General features: G+C 66.3%; 7 protein-coding genes and 1 pseudogene. 2 read left to right on the plus strand and 6 right to left on the minus strand.

Annotation, left to right across the window (positions count from 1 at the left end; all coding sequences use genetic code 11):
• Positions 1 to 89 precede the first annotated feature (89 nt).
• On the minus strand, positions 90 to 1,952 hold the full coding sequence (locus B0W80_RS20255; protein WP_143684705.1) for a hypothetical protein: 1,863 nt from the start codon (positions 1,950 to 1,952) through the stop codon (positions 90 to 92).
• A 169-nt stretch (positions 1,953 to 2,121) separates the two neighbouring features.
• Here B0W80_RS20255 and B0W80_RS35575 point away from each other — a divergent pair, with 169 nt between their 5' ends.
• Positions 2,122 to 2,268 carry a hypothetical protein gene (locus B0W80_RS35575; RefSeq protein ID WP_179106980.1) on the plus strand — a complete coding sequence of 49 codons (147 nt, stop codon included), beginning with the start codon at positions 2,122 to 2,124 and terminating at the stop codon, positions 2,266 to 2,268.
• Between the two features lie 167 nt (positions 2,269 to 2,435).
• Here B0W80_RS35575 and B0W80_RS20260 read toward each other — a convergent pair whose 3' ends face one another.
• From B0W80_RS20260 to gcl, 3 genes are read right to left on the minus strand one after another with little or no spacing between them, the layout of a single operon-like run.
• Positions 2,436 to 3,341: a 2-hydroxy-3-oxopropionate reductase gene (locus B0W80_RS20260; RefSeq protein ID WP_077000961.1), complete on the minus strand. Its 906-nt coding sequence runs from the start codon at positions 3,339 to 3,341 to the stop codon at positions 2,436 to 2,438.
• 60 nt (positions 3,342 to 3,401) lie between these two features.
• Positions 3,402 to 4,181: a hydroxypyruvate isomerase gene (gene hyi, locus B0W80_RS20265; RefSeq protein WP_077000962.1), complete on the minus strand. Its 780-nt coding sequence runs from the start codon at positions 4,179 to 4,181 to the stop codon at positions 3,402 to 3,404.
• A 31-nt stretch (positions 4,182 to 4,212) separates the two neighbouring features.
• Complete coding sequence (gene gcl / locus B0W80_RS20270) at positions 4,213 to 6,006, minus strand: glyoxylate carboligase (RefSeq protein ID WP_077000963.1); 1,794 nt, start codon at positions 6,004 to 6,006, stop codon at positions 4,213 to 4,215.
• Positions 6,007 to 6,130: 124 nt separating this feature from the next.
• Between gcl and B0W80_RS20275 the strand changes: the two genes are divergently transcribed.
• Positions 6,131 to 7,030, plus strand: coding sequence for a LysR family transcriptional regulator (locus B0W80_RS20275; RefSeq protein WP_077000964.1), 900 nt, complete (start codon positions 6,131 to 6,133; stop codon positions 7,028 to 7,030).
• A 26-nt stretch (positions 7,031 to 7,056) separates the two neighbouring features.
• Here the strand turns inward: B0W80_RS20275 and B0W80_RS20280 are convergent, their stop codons facing one another.
• Both B0W80_RS20280 and B0W80_RS35580 read right to left on the minus strand, forming a co-directional pair.
• Positions 7,057 to 9,717, minus strand: a complete 2,661-nt coding sequence (locus B0W80_RS20280; protein ID WP_077000965.1) for a LuxR C-terminal-related transcriptional regulator — start codon at positions 9,715 to 9,717, stop codon at positions 7,057 to 7,059.
• 231 nt (positions 9,718 to 9,948) lie between these two features.
• Positions 9,949 to 10,142: pseudogene (locus tag B0W80_RS35580) on the minus strand (glycoside hydrolase family 5 protein); the annotation flags it as partial.

Raw genomic sequence — 10,142 nt, forward strand, 5'->3', positions numbered from 1 at the left:
GCGTCTCCTTCTGTTCTGGGGCTCAGGCCCGAGGCTACCGCAAATGAACTCGCCAAAGGCAGGCGTTTCCCGTAGCCGGCCGTGGCGCGTCAGTCGACGAAGGACTTGAGTTCGTCGCCCGAGATGCCGTCGCTCGAGCCGGCATGGATTTGCCGCGGTGCCTCGCGGGGTTGTGTCAGTGGAGGCAGGCCGCCTTCGCCGTTGGGCCGGGAAGGCAGCCGCCCTGGCGCGCCTTCCAGGTGCGCCATGAGCAGCGGCACATACGCCAGAGAAATCGCCACGCCGAGGATCAGCGGCTCGACGATCGCGCGGGTATCGTCGTCCAGGTTCTCGAGCACGCCGCTCGTCGCGTACAGCACGCCGACAGCGAACAGGAACGCCGACTGCCGCATCGCGTTCGTGATGAACAGCTGCCGGGACAAGCGTTGGAGGGGGTCGGGCATCCGGGGGCCGAAGCCGATGCTGATGCTGAGGCCCACGGTGGCCGCGCGTCGTTCTTCGTTCACCTGATAGAGCAACGAGTCCATCATGTCGGACGGCAGCATCGGCTCGGTTCGGGCTTCTTCCTTCAGCCTTTGCAGCACCGATTCTTCGACGGGTGTGCGCAGCAGCGGAACATAGGCGCGCTGGAACTCGTAGACATAGAGCTCATTCACGATCCGCGCACGCGCATCGCGCGAAACCCCGAGGCGCGTGAGCTCGCGCTCGATCTGCTGGTCGAGCACCGTGAAGTCCGGCGTGCTCGACCGGTCCGACAGCAGCACTGAGATGGGCGGCAATTCGGGCATCTCGAGCAGCCCCAGCCCTTGCAGCATTGCCTGCCTCGCCAGGGTGTCCTTGAGCTGCGTCAGGTAGTCCCGCTGGTTCAGATCCAGCTCGGGCTGGCCCTCCAGTCGCTTGACTTCGCTTGCGTACAGTTCCGCGTTCTTCTCGTCGATCAAGGCTTGGCGATCCTTGCCTTCGACACCCAACAGCAATGCGGCAAAGGCACCCAGCTCCCGGATGGCATGCCGATGCGCTTCTTCGTCGGCCAGGTGGCTCGCGTTCGCGGCCCGGTACGTGCTGTTCTCCATGTGCTTCACGATGGCCGGCAGCACCAGGCCGTCCTGGATCTCGAGCAGGGCGTTCAAACCAGCGTGCCCGACCGAGTGCGCAATGTCGAGGCTGCTGGCGGCCAGTTGCTCCAAGGGCAGGGTGCCGTTGAAGATCGCGCCGGGGAGCGCGCCTGCGCCGGCGCGAGGCGTGGCGTGGCCCATGGCGAGGCTACCCAGCCACTGGAAGAGCCCATAGGTCGCGCCGCCGGCAAGCACGCTTGGCATGGGCAGCGACCGGGTGTTGTCCCTCAGGGGAAAGAAGAAGTTGCAGGCGTCGCGGGCGAAGTTGTAGGCGGCGAGCGAGGTCACGGTACTGGCGAAGGGCTCCAGCACGCCGGTCTGGTGGCATGCCAGGATGACGCCGAGGCTCCCCAGACCCATCGCGACGCGCGAGATGCAACTGCGTGCGTTGCCCGTACCCTCCGGAATCGACTTGAGTCCGCCAATGAGGTTGAGCGCCGGGCCCAGCACGATCGCAGCGATGGCCACGCCGCCGAGCAGTGCCTGCTCGTTGCCGAGTGCTTTCGCCTTGCCGATCTCGAAGGCGAGGGCGTCGCGCATGAGTGTCGTCAACGCCACGACCATGCCCTCGCGGATTCCCACAACGCCGATGTTCGCGAGCCATCGACCGGGCGTGGTGCTGAACAGATCGCCCATGCAGTCCATCAGTGCGATGCGGCGCTGCTGCTGGGACTCGGGGTCGTCTCCCGGATGTGCTTGCGCAGCCTGCGTCATCACGCTCGCGAGAAAGTGGATGTCCTTGCGCAATGGCTTGGGCAGTTGCGGCAGATGGTCATGGACGACGCTGTCTGCGGCCTTGAGCAGGTCGGCCGCGAACGCCTGGCCTTCGTTGTCCATCCCTTGCTTCAGCTGCCGTGTGAGCCGGGGCAACCACTTCTCACTGAAGCGATGGATGTGCCAGAGCTTTTTCTGGAAGCCCGTGCCGCCATCCTGGAGCCCAGGGCTGTTCGGGTCGCGTGGGCTGTGTGTGCTGCGGGGGCTGTGTCGACTGCTCAGATGCTTGTCGATGTCGGCGATCGAGATGCTGCAGTCCGAACGATGCGTCGCCAGCGTGCTTGGCTCTTCGTACGCGTCTGCGGTCGAGATTCCGTTCGGCTTGAGCGAAGGGGACGTGCCTTTGTTCGCCGCATTGCCGGAGTTGGTGAACATCTGAACCTCTTAGTCCGAAGTGGCAAGAGCTTCTACGTAACACCCCAGACCCGGTTGGTTCAATCGATTTCCCGATACAACAATGCGAGATATGCAAATGCGCGAAAGCGCAAAAAGGCGCGGCCTGCATGCAGACCGCGCCTCGATGAACAGCGACTTCGTCCGGCCGCTTCAGGCCGCGTCGGGCGCCACCGGATGCTGCGCCAGCGCTTCCAGCGCACGCACCAGGGCCGAGTGATCGTCCTGTCCATGCCCCAGCGCTGCACACGCATTCATCAGCTGCGCGGCACCGGCGGTTTGCGGCAGCGCCACGCCCAGCGAACGCGCGCTCTGCATCGCGAGGTTCAAGTCCTTCTGGTGCAGCGAGATGCGGAAGCCCGGCGCGAAGGTGCGCTTGATCATGCGCTCGCCATGGACCTCGAGGATGCGCGACGACGCGAAGCCGCCCATCAGCGCCTGCCGCACCTTGGCCGGGTCGGCACCGGCCTTGCTCGCGAACACCAGCGCTTCGCCGACAGCGGCGATGTTGAGCGCGACGATGATCTGGTTGGCCACCTTGCAGACCTGGCCGTCGCCGGCTGCGCCCACCAGCGTGACGTTCTTGCCCATCTTCTCGAGCAGCGGACGCACGCGGCCGAAGGTGCCTTCGTCGCCGCCGCACATGATGGTCAGGCTGGCGGCCTTGGCACCGACTTCGCCGCCGGACACCGGTGCGTCGACGTAGCCGCAGCCCAGGTCGACGATGCGCTGCGCGAAGCCCTTGGTGGCGATCGGGTCGATGGAGCTGCAATCGACGACGGTCTTGCCCTTCGTCAACGCTGCTGCCACGCCGTTCTCGCCGAACAGCACCTTCTCGACGTCGGGCGTGTCGGGCACCATGACGAAGATCACGTCGGCCTGTTTCGTCACCTCGGCGGCGTTGGCGCACACGGTGGCGCGGGTGGTGAAGGGCTCGGGCACCGGGCCGTGCGTGTTGACGAAGAGCGTGTGGCCTGCGTCGAGCAGATGGCCGGCCATGGGTGCGCCCATGATGCCGAGGCCGATGAAGCCGATCTTCTGGGGTGCCGTGTTGGACATGCAGTGAGTTCCTTGTTTTCGATGTGTCTTCGATGTGTGTTCGATGTGTGACGTCGTTGCCTACTGGGTGAGCGCGGTGCGCCAGCCCAGGCCGGCGTTCGTCTCGCCGCGCGGCTTGTACTCGCAACCGATCCAGCCCGTGTAGCCGATCTGGTCGATGTGCTTGAAGAGCCACGGGTAGTTGATCTCGCCCGTGCCCGGCTCGCCGCGGCCCGGGTTGTCGGCCAGCTGGATGTGTCCGATGCGGGCCATGTTCTTCTGCAGCGTGGCGCCCAGTTCGCCTTCCATGCGCTGTGCGTGGTAGATGTCGTACTGCAGAAGCAGGTTGGTGGATCCCACCTCGTCGATGATCGACAGCGCCTGGTCGGTGCGCGTGAGGAAGAAGCCGGGGATGTCGAAGTTGTTGACCGGTTCGATCAGCAGCATGATCCCGGCGCTTTGCAGTTCCTTGGCCGCGAAGCGCAGGTTCTCGACGATGGTCTTGCGCGCGTCCTCGGCGCTCACGCCGGCCGGCAGCTTGCCCACCAAGCAGTTGAGCTTGGGGCAGCCGAGTGCCGTCGCGTAGTCGATCGCCACGCCCACGCCTTCGCGGAACTCGCCCACGCGGTCGGGGTGGCAGGCGATGCCGCGCTCGCCGCCGTCCCAGTTGCCCGCGGGCAGGTTGTGCAGCACCTGCTGCAGGCCGTTGGCGCGCAGCGCGGCGGTGAGCTCCTTCTTGTCGAAGGGGTAGGGGAACAGGTACTCGACGGCCTTGAAGCCCGCCTTGGCGGCGGCCTCGAAGCGCTCCATGAAGGGCAGCTCGCTGAAGAGCATCGTCAGGTTGGCAGCGAAGCGGGGCATTGCTCTATGTCTCCTCGGGTCCTCGGGGTCTTCAATCCAGCATCGCGGCGGCGACCGAACTCGGCGCGTCGGCCAGGCTCTCGGCCAGCGCCTCGAACTCGTTGATGGCATCGATCTCGGTGCCCATCGCGATGTTGGTCACGCGCTCCAGCATCACTTCGATGACGACCGGCACGCTGAACTCTTCCATCAGCTTCTCGGCGCGCTGGATGGCAGGCTGGATCTCTTCCTGGCGGTAGACGCGCAGCGCCTTGCAGCCCAGGCCTTCGACCACCTTCAGATGGTCCACGCCGTAGCTGCGCTCCACGCCGCTGTCCTCGCCGGCATTGATGTTCTCGAAGCCGAGCTGCACGCAGTAGTCCATCTCGAAGCCGCGCTGCGCCTGGCGGATGAGGCCGAGGTACGAGTTGTTGACCACGATGTGGATGTACGGCAGCTTGAACTGCGCGCCCACGGCCAGCTCTTCGATCATGAACTGGAAGTCGTAGTCGCCCGAGAGCGCGACGATCTTGCGCGACGGGTCGGCGGCACGCACGCCCAAAGCGGCGGGAATGGTCCAGCCCAGCGGGCCGGCCTGGCCGCAGTTGATCCAGTTGCGCGGGTTGTAGACGTGCAGGAACTGCGCCGCGGCGATCTGCGACAGGCCGATGGTGCTGACGTAGCAGGTCTCGTTGCTGAAGTTGCGGTTCATGCACTGGTACACGCGCTGCGGCTTCATCGGCACGTCGTCGAAGTTGGTCTTGCGCAGCATGGTCTTCTTGCGCTCGAGGCATTCGCCCGCCCATTCCTTGCGGCTGGGCAGCTGGCCCTTGGCCTTCATGTCTTCAGCCACTTCGACGAAGAGCTCGAGCGCCGCCTTGGCGTCGGAGACGATGCCGAAGTCGGGCGTGAAGACGCGGCCGATCTGCGTGGGCTCGATGTCCACGTGAACGAACTTGCGGCCCTTGGTGTAGACCTCGACCGAGCCGGTGTGGCGGTTGGCCCAGCGGTTGCCGACGCCCAGAACGAAGTCCGAGGCCAGCATCGTGGCGTTGCCGTAGCGGTGGCTGGTCTGCAGGCCGCACATGCCGGCCATCAGCGGGTGGTCGTCGGGAATCACGCCCCAGGCCATCAGCGTGGGGATGACCGGCACGCCGGTGGCTTCGGCGAAGCGCACCAGCAGGTCGCTGGCGTCGGCATTGATGACGCCGCCGCCGGCCACGATGAGCGGGCGCTCGGCCGCGTTCAGCATCGTGATGGCCTTTTCGATCTGGGCACGCGTGGCGGCCGGCTTGTAGGGCGTGAGCGGCTGGTAGGTGTCGATGTCGAACTCGATCTGCGCCATCTGCACGTCGAAGGGCAGGTCGATCAGCACCGGGCCCGGGCGGCCGGAGCGCATCAGGTGAAAGGCTTGCTGGAACACTTGCGGCACCTGGCCCGGCTCGCGCACGGTCACGGACCACTTGGTGACCGGCTTCGAGATCGACTCGATGTCGACGGCTTGGAAGTCTTCCTTGTAGAGGCGGGCGCGCGGTGCCTGGCCGGTGATGCACAGGATCGGGATCGAATCGGCCCAGGCCGAGTAGAGGCCCGTGATCATGTCGGTGCCCGCCGGGCCCGAGGTGCCGATGCACACGCCGATGTTGCCGGCCACCGCGCGGGTGTAGCCCTCGGCCATGTGCGAGGCGCCTTCGACGTGCCGCGCCAGGATGTGGGCGATGCTGCCTTGCTTGCGCAGCGCCGAGTACAGCGGATTGATGGCGGCGCCGGGCACGCCGAAGGCCTGCGTCACGCCTTCTTTTTCCATCACCAGAACGGCGGCCTGGGCCGCGGACATCTTTGCCATGTTGAAGTCTCCTTGGGTATGCCGCGACTGTAGGAATTCAGGGCCATTCGCAGAAGGCGGCCCCGGGCCATAAAACCTATTCCTGGGTGGAATAAATGGCTCGCGCGGAGCTACCATCAGGGCCATGGATCGACTCCTGGCCATGGAGATCTTCGTGCGCGTGGTGGAGACCGGCAGCTTCTCCAAGGCGGCGCGCGAGTTCAACACCACCCAGCCCACCGTGACCAAGCAGGTCGCGGCCACCGAGGCGCGCCTGAAGGTGCGGCTGCTCAACCGCAACACCCGCGGCGTGAGCCTGACCGAGGCCGGCTCGCTCTACTACGACAAGTGCAAGACCATCGTGCGCGAAGCCGAGGAGGCCGAGCACATCGTCCGCCGGCGCGAATCGCAGGCGCAGGGGCTGCTGCGCATCGGCACCTCGGTCGCTTTCGGCCGGCGCGTGGTGGTGCCGCTGGCGCTCGAATACATGGCGCGCCATCCGCAGGTGCAGGTCGACCTGAGCTTCGAGGACCGCTATGTCGACCTCATCGCCCAGGGCATCGACGTGGCCGTGCGCATGGGCAAGCTGGCCGATTCGTCGCTGGGCGCGCGCTTCCTCGGCATGAACCCGTGGGTGATGGTGGCGGCGCCCGACTACCTGAAGAAGCACGGCACGCCCAAGCGCGCCCAGGACCTGAGCGGCCACGTGGCGCTGATCTACAGCAGCGTGGTGGGCGACGACGTCTGGCGCATGCACACGCCAAAGGGCGAGCCGATCACGGTGCCGGTGTCGGGCCGCATGCGGTCGAACAACGTCTCGGCCGTACTGGCTGCCGCACGCGAGGGCCTGGGCATCGCGGCCATGCCCCGCTACGTGGCCAGCGACTCGCTGGCCGCAGGCAAGGTGGTGGAAGTGCTGCCCGGCCATGCGCTGGCGGAGCAGGAGATCCATGCCGTGTTCCCGTCCCCCAAGCTGCTGCCCGGCAAGGTGTCGAGCTTCGTGGCGTTCCTGCAGGGGCGCTTCGAGGAAGGGTGGTGGGAATGACCCGGCGCATGCCGGCACCAGATCGCCTAGGCGTCGCCGACATGCTCGTGATACCACCGCGCGGCCTGGGTGCGCGACGACACGTCGAGTCGATCGAGGATGCGCGCGACGTGGCGCTTGACGGTGTGCGGGCTCAGGTTCAACGTCCGTGCGACTGCCTTGTTGCTTTGACCGGCGGCCAGCAGCGCAAGGACTTCGGTTTCCCGCGCCGAGAGTTCGGGCGCGTGCCTATCCGGCAATAGACCGGCTTCCCGGGCCGATCCGAGCCGATGCGCGTCGTCGATCCAGCCGCGCAGCGCAGCCAGGGCCGGTTCGGATGTAACGCCCCGCCATGACGCACGGGCCAGGTCGTTCAAGACCTGTCCGCCCGTGCCGAGCACTTCGCCGATGTTGCCGGTCGCCATGGTGCGTTCGATCAGGGGCCCCAGCGCTTGCCAGGCCGCGGTCGGCGAGCCGGCTGCAAGCTCGGCGAGCGCAAGCCGCGTCCGCACCAAGGCATCGAGGTACGTCGTGTTCAGCTGGGCGGAGACGTTCGCGAGCTGACGAAGCGCGGCCAAGGCTTCGTCGACGCGGCCCTCCCGCAACGCCAGCTCCGCTTTGAACGTGCGAAGAAACGCGTGAATGTGGATGTTGTCTTTGCCGATCGCAGCCTCGAAGTCGGGCAGCAGGTCGCGCACGCGGTCCCAGTGTCCGATGGCGCCGGATGCGCCCACGACGACTGCCAGAAACGACGGGGGAAGATGGCTCGACGGATCCAGCGCCGACGCTTGCGCGATGATGGCGTCGCATGTCGCGCGGGCGGCTTCCCTGTTGTCGCAGATGACGTGGTAGTTCACCTTTTGCAGCAGCAGGCGCATCCTCAGGCTGGCAGGTTGACCGAGCCAGCGGGCGTCGTCTTCCAGTCGCTGGAATGCGCCTTCGAGGTCTGCGATGCGGGCCTGCCAGAGGAGCAGCCAGATTTCGGTCAGGCGCGCGCTCAGCCGAAGTGCCTGGCGTCCTTCGTCGATGCCCGCCTTGGCGATGGCACCGGCGACCATGCGCCGCATCTGCGCGCTGACGCCAGGGCGACCGACGAACATGTTGAGGCTGGTCATGCAGCGCGCCCACAGCGCCGCGCTTCCGCCTTGCTGGAGCAGCACGACCACCCTCGACAGGCGTCGCGCAGGGCCATCGATGGTGCCGTGGTAAGCCTCGTGCCAGAAGTCGAGCAGTTCGCTGAGCGTCTCGGTTTCGAGGTTCATGGGCCGGGAACGCACGATCTGGATCAGGCGGCGTGCTTCCTCGTCGCGGCGGCAGAAGAACAACGAAAGTGCCTCGACGGCCCGCGATGACTGTGCGCGATCGTGTTCTCCCAGTTCGTCGAAGCCCGCTGCGGCGCGGTGCATCGCCGTCTGGACTGCGCTGTACTGGTCTTGCGTCCACATGCAAAGTGCCCGTATGTGCGCCAACCAGGGAGATTGCTCCTGCAGGTCGGCGGGGAACTGGCGAACGACCCGCATGACCTCGGTGCCCGCATCCGCGGCCAGCATGTCCGGTGTCGCCTCGGTCAGTTGAAGCAGGGCCTCGTTCCACATGCCTGCCTGCAAGTAGGCAAGCGTGCGGCGCACGGGGTCGACCTCGGTCTCTGCCACCCGGCGAAGGAGGGAGGGGACCTCTTCCGGGCACGTTCGGCGCAAACGCTCTTCGAGAAAGTCGCGGAACAGGTCGTGGAGGCGAAGCGTCAGCTCTTCGACGTCGAGCAGCGAAACGAACAGGCGACGCCGCTCGATCTGCCGCAAGAGTTCGGCTGCATAGGGATTGCCACTCACCTGTTCGCAGCGTGCCACCGTGAGTTCCGGCAACAGGCAGCAACGCAGGAGAAACGCCTGCATGTCGTCCGGCAGATGCTCGAACACTTCCTGGGCCAGATACTCGAACAGGTGGCGGCGGCTGCGCCAGACCTGGCCAGCCGCATTCGCGGCGGACGATTCGGAGGCTTCGAGGCACAGGCACAGGCCGGCGACCCAGCCCTGTGTGCGCTCGCCCAGCAGTCGGGCGTGCTCGGGGTCGTCCCGGCCGATGGCCTGCCGCCAGAGCGCCTGGACTTCGACATCGGAAAAGCGCAGGCTGCCTTCGTCGAACTCGGCGATCTCGGCGCGTGCGCGCCAACGCGGCAAGCCCAGGGCGAGCGGTGGCTCGACGCGTGTCGAGAACACCATGGTCCAGCTTCGTGGAAGACCTTCGAGCAGGTACCGGAGGAACTCGAATATCTGCGGGTCGGCTGCGGCGTGCAGGTCGTCGAGGATGATGACGGCGCCCTCAGGCAGGTCCGTGGCGTGAAGTGCGTCGAGCAAGGTATCCGCAGCCTCGCGCGACCGGCCTTGTGTGACCAGGTCGAGCAAGACTTCCGGTGCGAGGCGCCAAGGCAGGTCCAGCGGTTCCAGCGCCTCGATCAGATGGGCCAGGTACCGGCGAAGATCATCCTCCTCATCGGCGGTCAGCCACACCACGGCCCGTTCTGGAGAAATCAGTTGCACCAGGCGGGACAAGGCAGCCGTCTTGCCGTACCCCGCAGGCGCCACGAGCAGAACCAGTCGCCGGCTTGCCGATGCAAACCTGAGCGCCTGCTCGAGTTCGCCGCGTTCGACCAGGCCACTGCGGAATCGCGGTGTCTGGATCTTGGCTTTGACGAGTTGGGTCGACGACATGATGGAGATGCCCGCGTACTGTAGGCGAGTGGCCTGGTCACGCGGGAAGCGCTCGAAGACTTCGAACGCGTCGACGACGTCCTGCTCGGACGCGAGCTCGTTCGCGGCGGCGATCCGGGGTTCGCCGACCGGACCATCGAGGCAATTGAAATCGGGATCGCGGCGCTGGGCTATTCGCCTTTTACTTGCCGCAAGGCAGGTGTTGATCCGTTCATTCGCGGGCGCCGCGCCTCAGACCGCCCTGCACGACTTGACCACGAACGGCGCCGGATCCGAGCCGAAGAAGGCGTTGGTGCACGTCACCGTGCCGGTGACGGTTTTCTGCACCCAGCGCGTGTCGGCACCGTAGCGCACGACGGTCGGGCTCGAGACGGTGAAGCTGCCGCCTTCGTTGGCCAGCAGTGCACCCGTGGGCGGTGGCGGTG

This window comes from Variovorax sp. KK3 (genome assembly GCF_001984055.1).
Taxonomy (GTDB): Bacteria; Pseudomonadota; Gammaproteobacteria; order Burkholderiales; family Burkholderiaceae_C; genus Variovorax.

Bases quoted from the DNA above. Each gene is read 5' to 3' on its own strand.
- gcl (WP_077000963.1), bottom strand. From the start codon at position 6,006: ATGGCAAAGATGTCCGCGGCCCAGGCCGCCGTTCTGGTGATGGAAAAA.
- B0W80_RS20275 (WP_077000964.1), top strand. From the start codon at position 6,131: ATGGATCGACTCCTGGCCATGGAGATCTTCGTGCGCGTGGTGGAGACC.
- B0W80_RS35575 (WP_179106980.1), top strand. From the start codon at position 2,122: ATGTCGGCGATCGAGATGCTGCAGTCCGAACGATGCGTCGCCAGCGTG.
- B0W80_RS20260 (WP_077000961.1), bottom strand. From the start codon at position 3,341: ATGTCCAACACGGCACCCCAGAAGATCGGCTTCATCGGCCTCGGCATC.
- B0W80_RS20255 (WP_143684705.1), bottom strand. From the start codon at position 1,952: ATGGACAACGAAGGCCAGGCGTTCGCGGCCGACCTGCTCAAGGCCGCA.
- B0W80_RS20280 (WP_077000965.1), bottom strand. From the start codon at position 9,717: ATGTCGTCGACCCAACTCGTCAAAGCCAAGATCCAGACACCGCGATTC.
- hyi (WP_077000962.1), bottom strand. From the start codon at position 4,181: ATGCCCCGCTTCGCTGCCAACCTGACGATGCTCTTCAGCGAGCTGCCC.